This is a genomic window from Alteriqipengyuania triglochinis (assembly GCF_054655655.1).
Genome location: NZ_BAAHNC010000001.1, coordinates 1,055,386 through 1,070,620, shown reverse-complemented (window position 1 = coordinate 1,070,620; position 15,235 = coordinate 1,055,386). Strand labels below are relative to the sequence as shown.

16 protein-coding genes are annotated in these 15,235 nt (G+C 67.9%); 11 read left to right on the top strand and 5 right to left on the bottom strand.

Annotated features, from left to right (window positions below; all coding sequences use genetic code 11):
- Window positions 1-69: 69 nt before the first annotated feature.
- Window positions 70-792 carry a zinc-ribbon domain-containing protein gene (locus ACYQ0L_RS05265; RefSeq protein ID WP_459787898.1) on the bottom strand — a complete coding sequence of 241 codons (723 nt, stop codon included), beginning with the start codon at window positions 790-792 and terminating at the stop codon, window positions 70-72.
- 161 nt (window positions 793-953) lie between these two features.
- Between ACYQ0L_RS05265 and ftsE the strand changes: the two genes are divergently transcribed.
- From ftsE to ACYQ0L_RS05245, 4 genes are read left to right on the top strand one after another with little or no spacing between them, the layout of a single operon-like run.
- Window positions 954-1,688 (top strand): cell division ATP-binding protein FtsE, encoded by a 735-nt coding sequence (gene ftsE, locus ACYQ0L_RS05260; protein ID WP_459787897.1) that lies wholly within the window; start codon window positions 954-956, stop codon window positions 1,686-1,688.
- Window positions 1,689-1,701: 13 nt separating this feature from the next.
- Window positions 1,702-2,634, top strand: coding sequence for a cell division protein FtsX (locus ACYQ0L_RS05255; protein ID WP_459787896.1), 933 nt, complete (start codon window positions 1,702-1,704; stop codon window positions 2,632-2,634).
- Complete coding sequence (locus ACYQ0L_RS05250; protein ID WP_459787895.1) at window positions 2,631-3,161, top strand: YdcF family protein; 531 nt, start codon at window positions 2,631-2,633, stop codon at window positions 3,159-3,161. Before ACYQ0L_RS05255 ends, ACYQ0L_RS05250 begins: the two co-directional genes overlap by 4 nt.
- A gap of 1 nt (window position 3,162) precedes the next feature.
- Window positions 3,163-3,834 (top strand): lysophospholipid acyltransferase family protein, encoded by a 672-nt coding sequence (locus ACYQ0L_RS05245; protein ID WP_459788046.1) that lies wholly within the window; start codon window positions 3,163-3,165, stop codon window positions 3,832-3,834.
- Window positions 3,835-3,867: 33 nt separating this feature from the next.
- On the opposite strand, the gene hisC is transcribed toward ACYQ0L_RS05245, so the two are convergent.
- Window positions 3,868-4,959 (bottom strand): histidinol-phosphate transaminase, encoded by a 1,092-nt coding sequence (gene hisC, locus ACYQ0L_RS05240; RefSeq protein ID WP_459787894.1) that lies wholly within the window; start codon window positions 4,957-4,959, stop codon window positions 3,868-3,870.
- A gap of 128 nt (window positions 4,960-5,087) precedes the next feature.
- Here hisC and metX point away from each other — a divergent pair, with 128 nt between their 5' ends.
- Genes metX through metW form a run of 3 tightly spaced genes read left to right on the top strand, consistent with a single transcriptional unit; the run spans window position 5,088 to window position 7,209 of the window.
- Window positions 5,088-6,191, top strand: a complete 1,104-nt coding sequence (metX, locus tag ACYQ0L_RS05235; RefSeq protein ID WP_459787893.1) for a homoserine O-acetyltransferase MetX — start codon at window positions 5,088-5,090, stop codon at window positions 6,189-6,191.
- Window positions 6,188-6,610, top strand: coding sequence for a GNAT family N-acetyltransferase (locus tag ACYQ0L_RS05230; RefSeq protein WP_459787892.1), 423 nt, complete (start codon window positions 6,188-6,190; stop codon window positions 6,608-6,610). Before metX ends, ACYQ0L_RS05230 begins: the two co-directional genes overlap by 4 nt.
- Complete coding sequence (metW, locus tag ACYQ0L_RS05225) at window positions 6,607-7,209, top strand: methionine biosynthesis protein MetW (RefSeq protein WP_459787891.1); 603 nt, start codon at window positions 6,607-6,609, stop codon at window positions 7,207-7,209. Before ACYQ0L_RS05230 ends, metW begins: the two co-directional genes overlap by 4 nt.
- Window positions 7,210-7,340: 131 nt before the next feature.
- Here metW and ACYQ0L_RS05220 read toward each other — a convergent pair whose 3' ends face one another.
- A complete protein-coding gene (locus tag ACYQ0L_RS05220; protein WP_459787890.1) occupies window positions 7,341-7,721 on the bottom strand; it encodes a VOC family protein in 381 nt (126 codons plus the stop codon).
- A 121-nt stretch (window positions 7,722-7,842) separates the two neighbouring features.
- Here ACYQ0L_RS05220 and bchI point away from each other — a divergent pair, with 121 nt between their 5' ends.
- The 3 genes from bchI to bchO are packed head-to-tail and all read left to right on the top strand — an operon-like array spanning window position 7,843 to window position 11,407.
- Window positions 7,843-8,841: a magnesium chelatase ATPase subunit I gene (bchI, locus tag ACYQ0L_RS05215; protein WP_459788044.1), complete on the top strand. Its 999-nt coding sequence runs from the start codon at window positions 7,843-7,845 to the stop codon at window positions 8,839-8,841.
- Window positions 8,842-8,855: 14 nt separating this feature from the next.
- The gene (locus ACYQ0L_RS05210; protein ID WP_459787889.1) at window positions 8,856-10,514 is read left to right on the top strand and encodes a magnesium chelatase subunit D; all 1,659 of its coding nucleotides are present in this window, start codon (window positions 8,856-8,858) and stop codon (window positions 10,512-10,514) included.
- Window positions 10,511-11,407: an alpha/beta fold hydrolase BchO gene (bchO, locus tag ACYQ0L_RS05205; protein WP_459787888.1), complete on the top strand. Its 897-nt coding sequence runs from the start codon at window positions 10,511-10,513 to the stop codon at window positions 11,405-11,407. The genes ACYQ0L_RS05210 and bchO overlap by 4 nt, the downstream gene beginning before the upstream one ends.
- 178 nt (window positions 11,408-11,585) lie before the next feature.
- Here bchO and ACYQ0L_RS05200 read toward each other — a convergent pair whose 3' ends face one another.
- Both ACYQ0L_RS05200 and crtD read right to left on the bottom strand, forming a co-directional pair.
- Complete coding sequence (locus ACYQ0L_RS05200) at window positions 11,586-12,419, bottom strand: hydroxyneurosporene dehydrogenase (RefSeq protein ID WP_488193060.1); 834 nt, start codon at window positions 12,417-12,419, stop codon at window positions 11,586-11,588.
- A 5-nt stretch (window positions 12,420-12,424) separates the two neighbouring features.
- Window positions 12,425-13,990, bottom strand: a complete 1,566-nt coding sequence (crtD, locus tag ACYQ0L_RS05195) for a 1-hydroxycarotenoid 3,4-desaturase CrtD (RefSeq protein WP_459787885.1) — start codon at window positions 13,988-13,990, stop codon at window positions 12,425-12,427.
- A gap of 105 nt (window positions 13,991-14,095) precedes the next feature.
- Between crtD and ACYQ0L_RS05190 the strand changes: the two genes are divergently transcribed.
- Complete coding sequence (locus ACYQ0L_RS05190) at window positions 14,096-15,205, top strand: methyltransferase (protein ID WP_459787884.1); 1,110 nt, start codon at window positions 14,096-14,098, stop codon at window positions 15,203-15,205.
- The last annotated feature ends 30 nt before the right edge of the window (window positions 15,206-15,235 follow it).

Below are 15,235 nucleotides of genomic sequence, written 5' to 3'. Positions count from 1 at the left end.
GCCACCTAGCAGGGGTGCAGACACCCTGCAAGCACCTTTGCAGAGCCTTTTTTCCGCACGCCTTGCGGCTCAGGACGGGCTCCACCCGATCTCCGCGAAACGCGCGGATTTCGGCAGGTCGGTGATCGCTTCATTGATGCTCAGCGTCTCGCCCGGGCGGAGGCGGCCCTGCCGCGGCAGGATTTCCCAGTTGTAGACGCGGCGATTGCGCGAATCGTAGAGCACGATCAGCACCGGCGGCACCGCCTTGGTTTCGCGCCCGACATTCTTGATCTGGCCCGCGACGCCGAAATACTCGCTGCCATCGGGCAGGGTCCTCCGGTCCTGCTGGTCCGCCGGGAATTCCAGCACCAGATCGGGCTCGTTCATGGCGAAGGTCGGGCGGCTGACCGGCACCCAGTCGGGCAGCCCGGCATAGCTGACCGCCGCAATCGTTCCGATCGCGATCACCGCGAACAGGCTGGCCGCCATGCCCCACATCTTGAGCGGATTGCGCCGCGGGCGGAAGGGCGGCTCGGCCGAGAATTGCGAGCGGTCGTCGACCGAAGGCTTCTCGGGCCGGTCTTCGCCGCCGATCGGGGGAACGTCGTGCCAGGGCTGGCGCTCGGCCTGCGGGGGTGAAGGCTCGGCCTCGACCAATCCTTCCTTCTCCAGCGTTTCGAGATCCAGCTCGGTCCCTTCCTGGAACCAGCTATGGCGGCAGCGTGCACAGCGCACCGTGCGGCCGTCCGCACCAATGGCGCTGTCGGGCACGGCATAACGCGTGTCACAGGCTGGGCATGTAAGGATCATGGTGTTCGATCCATTACGCCCGCCAAGCATTGGTAGGCAAGCGCCCCGTCGGTGGACGGGACGGTTTAGCGCCTTTTTTCCACACGCAATGCCGCCTATATCCCCGCGCGTTAACCACGGGACGGGTCGGCGAGAAATGATGGCGATAGCAGGAACTGACGATGTCGGGGGGTGACGGGGAAGTCGCCTTTTTCGACAATGTCGGCCTGCGTTACGGCGCCGGCAAGGAAGTGCTGACCGACGTCAGCTTTTCGCTCTGGCCGGGCAGCTTCTATTTCCTGACCGGTGCCAGCGGCGCGGGCAAGACCAGCCTGCTGAAGCTGCTCTATCTCGCGCAGCGCCCCTCGCGCGGGGTCATCCGCATGTTCGGCAGCGACGTGATCACCCTGCCACGTTCGCGCCTGCCCGGCTTCCGCCGCCGGCTGGGCGTTGTGTTCCAGGATTTCCGCCTCGTCGAACATCTCTCCGCGTTCGACAATGTCGCCCTGCCGCTGCGGATTGCCGGGGTGGACGAGCGAGAGCTGGTGCAGCCGGTGTCCGACATGCTCGAATGGGTCGGCCTCGCGCACCGCGCCGAGGCGCGGCCCGAGACGCTTTCGGGCGGGGAGAAGCAGCGCGTGGCCATCGCGCGGGCGGTGATCGGGCGGCCCGACATGCTGCTGGCGGACGAGCCGACCGGCAATGTCGATCCGGACATGGCGCTGAAGCTGATGCGGCTGTTCGAATCGCTCAACCGCCTCGGCACGACGGTGATCGTGGCGACGCACGATGTGCACCTGCTCCAGAACGTGCGCAGTTCGATGATCATGCGGCTCGACAAGGGGCGGCTGGCCGATCCAACCGGCGCGCTGCGCTATCCGCCGCGCAAGCCCTCCGGCTCGGGGGATGCGCGATGAGCGGAGACCGCACGTGAGCCAGCAGCCCCCGCTCACCGATGCCGTCCGCGGCGGCCATGCGTCTTTCGACGGCGACAAGGCGCGCGCGCTCATCCCGCAGGCGCGGCTGGCGGGGCCGATGCCGTGGGTGCTGGCGATCATGGTCGCGCTGACGGTGCTGGCTGCGGGAGCGGGTCTCGCTCTCGGCAATATCGTGGGCGATGCCCGCTCCGAACTGTCCGGAGGAGCGACGGTCCAGATCCTCGACGCGGATCCGAATACGCGGGCGGAACAGGCCGCGGCGGCGCAGGACGCGCTGGCGGCGATGGATATCGTCGCGCAGAGCCGGGTGATCCCGCAGGAAGAGCTCGATGCATTGATCGAGCCGTGGCTGGGAGGATCGGGCGATGCGGAAACCGTGCCCGTGCCCGCGCTGATCGACGTCCGGCTCGCGGGCCGGGCGGATCAAGACGCGCTGTCCGCATTGCGCGACCGGATTGCGGATATCGCCCCGGACGCGCGGGTGGACGCGCAGTCCTCGTGGCTGAAGCCGGTGTTCGACGCGCTGTCTTCGCTGCAATATCTCGCGCTGGCGCTGGTCCTGCTGCTCGCGGTGACCAGCGCGGCGGCGGTGTTCCTCGCCGCGCGCAGTGCACTGGGCAACAATTCCGAGACGATCGCGATCGTCCACCTGCTGGGCGGAACCGACGGACAGATCGCGCTGCTGTTCCAGCGCGCCATCCTGTACGATTCGATCCTCGGCGGGATCGTCGGCCTAATCCTCGGCGTCGCTGCCGTCCTCGGCCTCGGCTACCAGTTCGCCGCGCTGGGCAGCGGGATGGTGAACAGTGCCGGGCTCGACTGGGTGGACTGGATACTGATCGCGTTGATCCCTATTTTCGGGGTCATCCTCGCGGTCGCGACCGCGCGCTTCACGGTGTTGTCGGCAGTAAGGAAGATGCTTTGATCTGGCGTATCGGACTTGGGGCCCTGCTCGTCTGGGTGCTCGGTTTCATCTGGTTTGCCGGGTGGCTACCCGAGCCTGCGCCGATGGAGCGGACCGATGCGGTAATCGTGCCGACCGGTGGGCCGGGGCGCATCCCGCGCGGCCTCGAGGTCGTGCAGACCGACAGTGCGGACACGCTGCTGGTCACCGGGGTCGATCCCGAGGTGAAGCCGGGCGAATTCGCCGCCGAGTTCGAAGTGCCCGACGATGTGATGGAATGCTGCGTCACGCTGGGCTTTGCCGCCACGGACACCCGCGGCAACGCGCAAGAAACCCGCGCATGGGCGGAAGAGAACGGCATCAAGAGCCTGCGCCTCGTCACCAGCGACTGGCACATGCGCCGTGCCTCGGTCGAATTGCGGCGCGAACTGCCGGACGACGTGCGCCTCATCAAGGATGCGGTGCGCAGCGAGCCGAGCCTGTGGATGCTGTTCGTCGAATATCACAAGTGGCTGGTGAGCCGCACCGTCGGGCCGCTGTTTGCCTGACATGAGCGTGCTGCGCAGCCTCCTGTTCTACGCGGTCTTCTACACCGGCACGGTTCTGCTCCTGTTGCTGGTGCCGTTTCTGCGTGCGCGTGGTGCACGGCGACTGGCGAGCGCATGGAGCGCGCTGCACCGCTGGTGCGTGCGGCACCTGCTGCGCATCCGCGTGATCGGGGAGGGGGCCCCGATCGATGGGCCCGCGCTCTATGCCATGCGGCACGAGAGCTTTTTCGAGGCGATCGACGCCCCGTGCATGTTCGGCTCGCCGGTGATCTTCGCCAAGCAGGAACTGTTCGAGATACCGGTATGGGGCCGGGCCGCTGCGACCTACGGCCTTATCCCCGTTGCGCGGGCGGACGGTGCCAAGGCGCTGCGCGCGCTGATGCGCGCGGCGAAGGCCGCGAAGGCCGAAGCGCGACCGTTCGTGATCTTCCCCGAAGGTACCCGCACGCCGCACGGGCAGAGCGGGCCTTTGGCGTCGGGCTTTGCAGGTCTCTACAAGCTCCTCGACCTGCCGGTGGTGCCGGTCGCGGCGAACAGCGGGCCGCATTATCGCGATTTCGTGAAGCGCCCCGGCCAGATCACCTATCGTTTCGGCGAGCCGATCCCGCCGGGGCTCGACCGCAAGACGGTGGAGGCGCGCGTGAAGGAAGGAATCAACGCGCTGAACGGATAAGGGCGGCTCGTCCGTCGGCGCCCGTCCGATAGCCTATCCCAGCGCAGCTTCGATGGCATCGCCCACGCGGGCCATGTCATCTTCACAGCCGATGGTAATGCGCAGCGCTTCGCCAAGGCCCTGTCCGGGCAGGTGGCGCACGGCATAGCCCGCATCGGCGATGGCATCGCGAACCTTTTCCGCCGTCGGCTGGTCGGGAAAGCGCACCAGCACGAAGTTGGCCTCGCTCGGCACGGCCGAGACCCCGTGATTTCCAAGCGCATCGAGCCGCGCGACGAAAGCGGCACGCAACCGCGTGTTTTCTTCGCGCGAATGCCGCACGAAATCCCGGTCGCCAAGGGCTGCGAGCGCGCCTGCCTGCGCCGCGCCGGTCACGTTGAACGGTCCGCGAATGCGGTTGAGCGCATCGACCAGATGCGGTGCGCCGGTCGCCCAGCCGACCCGCGCCGAAGCGAGGCCGTAGATCTTGGAAAAGGTGCGCGTGACAAGCACGTTGTCCGCTTTGCCCGCCAGCGCGAGGCCCGGTGCGCCTTCGTCATCGAGATATTCGGCATAGGCCTGGTCGAGCACCAGCAGGACGTCGTCCGGCAGCCCATCGTGCAGGCGCAGGATTTCGGAGTGGGGCAGGTAGGTGCCGGTCGGATTGTTCGGATTGGCGACGAAGACGATGCGCGTTGCAGGCGTAACCGCCGCCAGCAGTGCATCGACATCCGTGCCGAAGTCCTTCGCTGGCGTCTCGACCGGCGTCGCACCCACGCGCCGCGCGGCGATCGGGTATACCGAGAAGGAATATTGCGGCATCAGCACCTCGTCGCCCGCACCGGCAAAGGCCTGTGCGGCGAGGTTGAGCAGCTCGTCCGATCCGGTGCCGCACACGATCAGCGCCGGGTCGATCCCGTGCAGGTCGCCCAGTGCGGTACGCAGCGCGATACTGTCAGGATCGGGATACCGCGCCGCCTCGCGGCTCTGCATCATCGCCGCCAGCGCCGCTTCGCTGCACCCCAAGGGGTTCTCGTTGGCGGAAAGCTTGGTCAGCGGGCGCCCGTCCGCCGCCTTCGCCACGCCGGGCACATAGGGTGCGATGTCGAGGATGTAGGGCTTGGGCTGGGGAACCGGCGAATTCATAGAGGCGCAACCATAAGAAGAGCGGTGCTGCGACAGGCTCAGCACGGGCGGATGTGAGAAGAATTTCCCCTAACCGCTAGCCCTGAGCTTGTCGAAGGGCTGTTTTTCCTCTTTCAGCGCAAGTGACCATGATTACGCCGCAGCATTCTCTTACCCTGCCCGAACCCCTGCCGCTGGATAGCGGGGCAACGCTGTCGCCGGTCACCATCGCCTACCAGCAATATGGCGAGCTTTCGCCAGCGCGCGACAACGTCGTGCTGATCTTCCACGCACTGACCGGCGACCAGTACGTGGCCAGTCCGCATCCCGCGACGGGCAAGCCCGGCTGGTGGGATCGCATGGTCGGCCGCGGAAAGCCGATCGACACGGATCGGTTCTGCGTCATCTGCGCAAATGTAATCGGCGGCTGCATGGGATCGACCGGCCCGGCGAGTGAAGGCCCGGATGGCAAGCCCTACGCCCTGAATTTCCCGGTGGTGACGATCCGCGACATGGTCCGCGCCATCGGTCGCCTGCTCGATGCGCTGGAGATCGACCGGGTGCATGCGCTTGTCGGCGGGTCGATGGGCGGGATGCAGGCGCTGGCCTTCGCATCGCAGTTCCCGACCCGCGCGGACCGGGTGCTGGTGCTGGCGAGCGCGGCGCGCCAGTCCGCCCAGAACATCGCCTTCCACGAAGTCGGGCGGCAGGCGATCATGGCGGACGCGAACTGGAACGGCGGCGAGTATCACGATGGCCCGCACCCCGACGCAGGGCTGGCAGTCGCGCGGATGGCGGCGCACATCACCTATCTTTCAGAAGCAGGCCTGACCGAGAAGTTCGGGCGACGGCTGCAACAGCGCCCCGATGGTAGCGATGGCGCGAAGTCCTTCGGGTTCGAGGCAGATTTCGAGGTCGAATCCTACCTGCGCTATCAGGGCAGCGGGTTCACCCGGCGGTTCGATGCCAATTCCTACCTCTATATCACCCGCGCGATGGACTATTTCGACCTCGCAGAAGAGCATGGCGGGCGGCTGGCCGACGCCTTCGCGAACGCCACCGCGCGCTTCTGCGTGGTCAGCTTCGATACCGACTGGCTCTACCCGACAGAGGAGGGCCGGCACATCGTGCGCGCGCTCAACGCCGCAGGCGCGCCGGTCAGCTTCGTCGAGCTGTCATCGCCATACGGCCACGATGGCTTCCTGCTGGAAACGCCAGGGCTGGACGAGGTTGTGCAGGGGTTCGTATCGTGAGCGATCTTCCCGACGGCTACGAATTGCGCAACGGGGCCGATGCCCGCGCCGCGCACGCCTTTTTGACCCACAGCTACTGGTCGCCCGGCATCCCGTTCGAGACGGTCGAGAAGGCGCTGGCCAACAGCGTGTGCGTCAGCGTGCTGTATGGCGGCGCGCAGGTCGGTATGGCGCGGGTCATCACCGACCGGACCACCTTCGCCTATCTCGCGGACGTTTATGTGCTCGACGGGCATGGCGGGAAGGGCTTGGCAAAGGCCATGGTCGGCCATCTGCAAGGCCACGCCGAGTTGCAGGGCCTGCGCCGCTGGATGCTGGCGACCCGCGATGCGCACGGATTGTATGAAAGTCTCGGTTGGGAGTCGCTGCCGGACCCGAACATCTTCATGCAGCGCCATTTCCCGGACATCTACGCATGAGCAAACTTCCCGATCTGCGCCCCGACCTGGCCGCCATTGCCGGGATCATTCCCGATGGATCGCGGGTGCTCGATATCGGCTGCGGTGAGGGGACGCTGCTTGCCGCGCTGGCGGAGCACAAGGGTGTCGATGCGCGCGGGCTGGAGATCGATCCCGAACGCGTGGCCACCTGCGTGGCACGGGGGCTTTCGGTGGTGCAGGGCGATGCCGAGGCGGATCTGGTGCATTACCCCGACGATGCGTTCGACTACGCGATCCTCGGCCAGACGATCCAGATGGTCGACCGGCCTGCCGAGGTGATTGACGAATTGCTGCGGGTGGGCGCTGCCGCCTTCATCAGCTTCCCCAACTTCGCGCACTGGCGAATGCGGGTTGCGCTGGGGCTGGGAGGGCGCATGCCGGTGACACCCGCGCTGCCCGAAAGCTGGCACGCGACCGGCAATATCCGCAACCTGACCGTGGTCGATTTCAAGGAACTGGTGGGCGATCGCGGCGCACGGATTGCGCGCAGCTGGTACTTCGCCAAGGGCCGCGAGATCGGCGAATTCGGCGCGAACCTGCGCGCCGAATTCGCCCTGTTCCTGGTGGAGCGGGGTTAGGCCCGCTTCTCCCCTCCCCGTGGGGAGGGGCCGGGGGTGGGGGTTCGGCACTGGTGGTTTATTCCGCCAAACCATGAACGTCGTACCCCCACCACCCGACCTTCCGCTGAAGGGGGAGGAGCCAGGCCGGTTCAGCCCGGGCGATACATCGCGCAGATCTTGTTGCCTGCCGGATCGCGCAGATAGGCGAGATACAGCTTCATGCCTGCGCCTTCACGGATGCCCGGGGGGTCTTCGATCGCGGTGCCGCCATGGGCGAGGCCTGCCTCATGCCATGCATTGGCCTGTTCCTCGCTTGTCGCGGCGAAACCGATGGTCGAGCCATTGCCGCAGCTCGCAGGCTGGCCGTCGATCGGCTTGGTGAGCATGAAGATCCCGCCGTTGTGGATGTACATCACCCGGCCCTTGGGATCGACCGAGCCTTCGCGCCCGCCGAGCGCCTTGAAGCACGCATCGTAGAAGGCCTTGGAGGCGTCGATATCGTCGGCGCCGAGCATCACGTGGCTGAACATTCATCTCTCCTTTGTGGGTCGTGTTTTGCAACCTGTTCCTAGCATCGCGAGCGCGGCGCACAATCGCCAAGCCATCAATGCCCTTGCCAGCGGCGACATGCTGCGACAGTCTTCCAACCCGATGGCGCGTTTTCCCTTCTCCGCAATCGTCGGTCAGGACGAGATGAAGCAGGCGCTCCTGATCGCAGCGGTCGATCCGGCCATCGGCGGGGTCATGGTGTTCGGCGATCGGGGGACGGGCAAGTCGACCGCCGCGCGCGCTCTGGCGAACCTCCTGCCACCGATTTCGGCGGTGAAGGACTGCCCCTATGGCTGCTCGAAGGACGATCAGGCGCGCTATCCCCATGTCTGCGGCACCGGCCCGCTGCGCAAACGCCCCGTGCCCTTCGTCGACCTGCCGCTGGGTGCGACCGAGGACCGGGTGCTGGGTGCGCTCGACCTCGAACGTGCGCTGCGCTCCGGCGAAAAGGCGTTTGAGCCGGGGCTGCTAGCCAAGGCGCATCGCGGCTTTCTCTATATCGACGAGATCAACCTGCTGGAGGATCACCTCGTCGATCTGCTGCTGGATGTGGCCGCCTCGGGCGAGAACGTGGTTGAGCGCGAAGGGCTCTCCGTGCGCCACCCCGCGAAGTTCGTGCTGATCGGCAGCGGCAATCCCGAAGAGGGCGAGCTGCGCCCGCAGTTGCTCGACCGGTTCGGCCTCTCGGTCGAGGTGCGCACGCCCCAGGACATCGAGACGCGGGTAGAGATCATGCGCCGCTGCGCGCGGCAGGAGAGCGACCCCGAAGCCTTCGTCGCCGAATGGGCGGAGGAAGAGGACGAAGTGCTCCACCGTATCGACCGGGGACGCAAGCGGCTGGCCAAGGTGGCGGTGCCCGATGCGATGCTGACCCGCGCGGCAGAGCTGTGCATGGCTGTCGGCGCGGATGGCCTGCGCGGTGAGCTGACCGTGATGCGTGCCGCGCGGGCGCTGGCCGCACTGCAAGGGGCGAAAAAGCTGGGCGAGGGCCATCTGGTCGCGGTCGCCCCCTCGGCCCTGCGGCACCGTCTGCGCCGCGATGTGCTGGACGAGACGGGCTCCGCAGCGCGGATCGAACGCGCGATCGCCGAGATTTTCTGATGGCGCACCGGCCGATGCCTGCCGGTCCCGAAAACGACGCGCTGCTGGCGCTTTCGCTCTTCCTCGCCGCGCCGGACCTGCTGGGCGGCGTGTGCCTGCGGGGGGCGGGGCCGGCGCGCGATGCACTGCTCGACAGGCTGGCCGAGGCCATGCCGCTGCGCCGGATGCCCGCGCATGTCGACGACGAGCGCCTGCTGGGCGGGGTCGATCTCGCCGCCAGTCTCGCCAGCGGACGCACGGTGCGCGCGCGCGGCCTGCTGGAAGAGGTGACGGGTGGTGCGCTGGTGGTCCCGCTGGCCGAGCGGCTGGATGCGGCGACCGCCGGGCGGCTGGCGCAGGCTCTGGACGGCGATGCGCGGTTCGGGCTGGTGCTGCTCGACGACGGGGTGGCTGAGGAGTTGCCGCCGATCGCCTTGCTGGAGCGGGTGGCCTTTCATTGCGACCTGACCCTCGCCGCCATGCCCAACGGGCCGGTGCGGCGCGCAGAGGCGGGGCCTGTCGCGCCGCTCGATCGCGACGCGCTCCACGCGCTTGCCGCTACCGCCACCGCGCTGGGGGTGCACTCGATCCGCGCGCTGAACTTCGCAGCCCACGCCGCGCGGGCGCATGCGGCGCTCGAAGGGCGGGCGTCTGCCGGGGAAGAGGACATCGCCGCCGCAGCGCGGCTGGTGCTGGCCCCGCGCGCGACACAGCGGCCCGAGATGCCCGAGCAGCCGGACGATGCCCCTGCGCCACCGCCAGAGCCATCCGAAGCGGGCGAGCGGGACGATGCCTCAGACCCGGGCGAGACCCCGCTCGACGATGTCGTTCTGGAAGCTGCACTCGCTGCGATCCCGCCCGATCTGCTGGTACGCCTGGCCGAAGGGCGCACGCGCCGCAGCTCCGGCAGCGGCGGTGGCAGGAAGCGCGTTTCGGGCCAGCGCGGCAAACCGCTGGGCGCGCGCCCCGGCATGCCGCGCGGCGGAGCGCGGCTCGCGCTGGTGGATACGCTGCGCGCGGCGGTTCCGTGGCAGGCGATCCGGCGCGAGAAGGGCGGGGCGGCAAGCGACAGCCTTATCATCCGCAAGGCCGATATTCGCGTGCGCCGCTATGAAGAGCGCAGCGGACGCGTCACCATCTTCTGCGTCGATGCATCAGGCTCGGCGGCGGCGGCGCGGCTGGCCGAGGCCAAGGGCGCGGTCGAGCTGATGCTGGCGCAGGCCTATGTCACCCGCAGCGAGGTCGCGCTGGTCGCCTTCAGGGGAGAGGATGCGGAACTGCTGCTGCCGCCCACCCGCTCGCTCACCCGTGCGCGCAGGGCGCTCAACGCGATGCCCGGCGGGGGCGGCACGCCGCTGGCGCTGGGGCTGAAGGCGGGGCACGAAGTGGCCGAAATGGTCGAGGCACGCGGGCGCACCGCGCACCTCGTCATACTGACCGACGGGCGTGCCAATATGGACGCGCAGGGCAGGGGCGGTCGCGCACAGGCACGCGAGGACGCACTTGCCGCAGCCAGGGCGATTGCCACCCGCACGCTCGATGCGCTGGTGGTCGATATTTCCGCCCGCACCGCGCCCGAGGCGGCCGAACTGGCAAAGGCGATGCACGCGCGCTTCCTCGCCCTGCCGATGGCCGATGCGGCGAAGCTTCACGCGGCGGTGAAGGCCACGCAGCCCAAGACGGTCGCCGCATGAGCCAGCCGCTGGACTGGGAGCGTGAAGGGCGCATCTGGCCCAACCGCGAGGCGAGCCGCTTCATCGAGAGTGGCGGCCTGCGCTGGCACGTGCAGGTGATGGGGCCCGAACCGGGGACCGCGCCGGTCCTGCTGTTGCTCCACGGCACCGGAGCTTCGTGCCATTCGTGGCGCGGCATCATGCCCGAGCTGGCCGATCGGTTCACTCTGGTCGCCCCGGACCTGCCCGGACATGCCTTCACCGGCGGCGCGCGCGATGCCCAGATGACCCTGCCGGGCATGGCCGATGCGGTGCAGGGGCTGCTCGGGACGATGGGCCTGTTCCCTCACGCGATCATCGGCCATTCGGCGGGCGCGGCCATCGCGCTGACGCTGGCACAGAAGGCCTATCCCGATGTCGCGGTGATCGGCCTCAATCCCGCCGTGACGCCGTTTCCCTGGCCGGCGACGCAGGTGTTTCCGGCAATGGCGCGGTTGCTGGCTCTCAATCCGCTGGTGCCCAGGCTCTTTTCGGGCATCACGCGCCTTGCCGGCGATACGCAGGGGTTTCTCCAGCGCTCGACCGGCTCGCGCATCGATGCGCGGGGGGCACGATGCTATGCCGCGCTGCTCGGCAACAGCCGTCACGCGCGTGGCGGGCTTGCGATGATGGCCAACTGGGATCTGGAGCCGCTCGAGCGGCTGCTGCCGACGGTCTCAAATCGCGTGCTGCTGATCCATGCGCGCGGCGACAATGCGGTGCCGCTGAAAGGGGTGGAACACGCCTCGCGCGCGCTGCCCGATGCAACCCTGGAAGTGCTGCCCGGCCTCGGCCACCTGGCGCACGAGGAAGCGCCCGACCGGGTCGCTGCGCTGATCGCCGATTTCCTCGATGTACGCCCGCGCGCGGACTGATCGGCGGCAGGGCATGGGCAGCTTTGCAGACCATTTCGGATGGATCGAGATCGTCTTCACCGCCGCCGTCGCGCTGGGCTTCGGCGGCTGGCAGTACTGGTCGGTTAGCCGCGAGATCAGGCGCGACAGAGAGCTGCGCGACAGGGAACAGCGCGACGGGGCAAAGCGCGAGGGCGAGTCAGCCCGCAACCCTCGGCATCCGGTAGGGAAGCATGAACTGGACGATCGGTGAGGAAAAGCGCCTCATGTCCAGGCTCTCCTGCACTGCCACCACCTGCTCTCCGCAGAGCCGCGACGAGAGTGTCGAGCGCGCGTAGAAGGGCGAATCCTCCCATGTCTTGATGACGCTGGCATGCCCCCGGTCGCCGCGCGTCCTGCGCTCCATCTGCCACGCAGTGTTCGGCAGCGGCGCTGTCAGCGGCAATTCGGCCTGTTGTGGGAGGCCATAGGCGTCGAAGCGGATGGCGCTGGCGAAGCGGGATCCGTCGGACCGCTTGCCCTCGTAGCACACCATCGCCCCCTCCTTCATGTGCGCGCGCGACCAGTGCCACACGTCGAAGCCTTCTTCGAGCGACTCGGCACCGAAGTTGGAATCGAGATAAGCGCGGCCGGTCCACCGTACTTCGGGTTCATGCATCTCGACCTCGATCCGCGCGCGCGGAGCGAGGCAATGCCAGTGGTGCTTTTCCGCCGGATCGAGCGCGAAGGAAACCGGATTGAGCGCTTCGGGGATCACCCTGACCCTTCCGCGCACCGGGCGCTGCCATGGGATGCCCAGGCGCTTGTCCTGCTCGACAATGTCGATCTCCAGCGCCTGGCCCGTCCAGCGCACACTGCTGGGGCCGAGGGAGAGAATATCGCGACCCTGCTCCACATCGCCGCGCCCCCGCTCGGTCATCGCCCAGCGCGCCTTCGGCCCGTAGAGCGCGACGTTGAGCGCAGCATGGTCGAGCGGATCGCCGCGCCCGCTCGCCTTGTAATAAGGGGAGAAGACGCTGCCGAGAAAGACGATGATCGTCAGACCGTGCTGGGCGTCTTCGCTGATCGCGTCGACGTACCACCAGCCGTAGCCGCCCGGTGGTATCTCCGCATCGAAGCGAGGTGTGCCATCGCTTCGCGCGCCGCGATCTGCCCGGACAAGGCAGCCATCGGCACGCCCGCGCCGGGATGGGTGCTCCCCCCGGCGCAATAGAGCCCAGGGATCCGCGTGCCCGCACCCTGCCGCAGGAAGGACGCCGCCCATCCGTGCGAGGCCCGTCCATAAAGGGCCCCACCCGTCGAGGGGAACAGCGCCTCGAAATCCGCCGGGGTGACGAGTTTGTGCGGGAACTGCGGTTCCAGCTCCAGCCCGCATCGTGCGAGGCTGCGCGTCATGGCCTGCGTGCATTGATCAAGCTCCTCTTGGGTATAGGCATGGCGATCGCCATTGGCGGGTGCGTTCACGATCACCTGAAAGCGTTCGCGGCCCGGCTGCGGCGGCGCGTCGGTCGTGCACGCGGCGCGGTCCTGGGCGCACAGGTAGACGCTCGGGTCGGCGATCTGCCTGCCGCGCGCCAGCTGGTCGAACTCGGCGCGATAGTCGGGCGAGAAGAACACGTTGTGGCGCGACAGCGGGAAGCCGCCTGTCTCTGCATGCGCGAGCCAGACGAGTGCAGACAGCGAGCGGCGGCCTTGCGGTGTGCCGCCTACAGCGCCGCGCACCTTTTTGCCGAAGCATCCGGACGCGATCGCGGCGGGGTCGGCATTGCACACGATGGCATCGGCAGGCAGGCGATCGCCGTCGTCGAGCAGGACGGCGGAGGCTCCGCGCGATCCGGCCTCGATCCGGGCGACCGTCTGACCGAAGCGGAAACATGCGCCATTGCGTTCGGCCAGCGCGCGCAGCGCGTCGGCCAGCGCGCTCATCCCGCCCTCGATCAGCCACACGCCCTTGGCCTCGACATGCGCGATCAGCATCAGCGTGGCGGGCGCGGCGAAGGGGGAGGATCCGCAATAGGTCGTGTAGCGCGCGAACAGCTGGCGCAGGCGTGGGTCCGCAAAATGCTCGCCCAGCACCTTCCACAGGCTCTCGTAGGGGCGGATCGCGGCGAGATCGCCGACGCGCGTCAGGCCGATCCGGCGCATCAGCGGCAGCGGCCAGAAGACCTTGCCCTGCCGCAGAAGGCTTTCATCGAGGATATTGTAGATACGCCGCGCCTCGGTGCGGAAGGCGCGGTAACCGCGTGCCGCGTCCGCGCCGGCGAAGACGCCGATCGCGTCCTCGCTGCGCTGCGGATCCGCAAACAGGTCGAGCCGTTCGTCCGGCGACCAGGCATGGCGCGCGATGATCTGCGCGGGCCGGATGTCGAGCGCGGATCTGAGGTCGCCACCGCAGCTGCGGAAGATGTCCTCGAACACCTCGATCAGGGTGAAAACCGTCGGGCCTGCGTCGATCGCCGCGCCATCGACCGCGAGCTGACGTGCCTTGCCGCCGACATTCGGCTCCTTCTCGATCACGGTGACGTCGCAGCCGCGCGCGGCGAGAAGCGCGGCGCTGACGAGCCCGCCAATACCCGCTCCTATGACGACGGCCCTGTCTGCCACCGTGGCCTTCACCTCGCGCTCTCCCGCAAACCGATTGCTATTTACATATCAGACGTCCAATCAAATGGACATATGCGGCAAGGTCAAGCGCAATCGACGGCAGGTATGGCGAAGATCCCCGGAGGCCTCCGGGTTCGCCTGCTCGGCTGGCGAAACCGGATTATCGGCAGTGGCGCGTTCCAGCGGCATGCTGCGGCCAACCCTCTCCTGCGTCCGATTGCACGGCGCCGTGCAGGGGCTTTGTTCGACCTTGTGGCGGGGTTCGCCTATTCTCAGGTGCTGTTAGCTGCGGTTGAGAGCGGTTGTGTGCAGCGCTTGGGAGAGGGGCCTGCGTCGAGCGCCGAGCTGGCGGATATTGCGGGATTGTCGCACGCGGCGATCGGCCGGTTGATGCGCGCCGCTGCCGCGATCGGGATTGCGCAGGAGGTCGGCCAGAAGGGTGAGGGTGCCTGGTGGATGCTGGGCCGCCATGGCGCGGCGCTCCACGGCAACGAGGGCGCTCTTGCGATGATCCGGCATCACCGGCTGCTCTATGCCGATCTCGCCGATCCGCTAGCGCTCCTGCGGCAGGATCGTGCAGAGCCGACTGCGCTGTCGCGTTTCTGGTCCTACGCAGGGAGTGGGGACCTGGCTGGCCCGGCAGAAGCCCAGGCCTATTCCGAGTTGATGTCCGCCTCGCAGGCGGCGGTTTCGCAGGAGGTGCTGGCTGCCTACGACTTCTCGCGCCATGCCGCGCTGCTCGATGTCGGCGGCGGGCATGGTGCATTCCTCAAGGCGGTCGGTGCAGCGCATCCCGGGCTACGGCTCGGCCTGTTCGATCTGCCCAACGTCGTCGCGCGACTCGATAGCGGCGCCATCGCGCCGCATCCCGGCAGCTTCCTCACCGACAGGCTGCCTCACGGGTACGACTGCATCTCGCTGGTCCGCATCCTGCACGATCACGACGATGCAGCTGCGATGGAAATCCTCGCCAATATCCACGCCGCGCTGCCTGTCGGCGGAACCCTTGTCATCGCCGAGCCGATGGCGGGCGTGCGTGGCGCCGAGTCGATGGGGGACGGCTATTTCGGCCTCTACCTTTGGGCGATGGGCCAAGGCCGCCCGCGAGCCGCGCAGGAAATTCGCGCCATGCTGCGGGCTGCCGGGTTCGGCCGCAGCCGCGTGCTTCCCGCGCGTCAGCCAATCATCGCCTCGGTGATCGTCGCGCAGGCGTGACAGATAGGTTGTCAGTTAGAATTGACACTA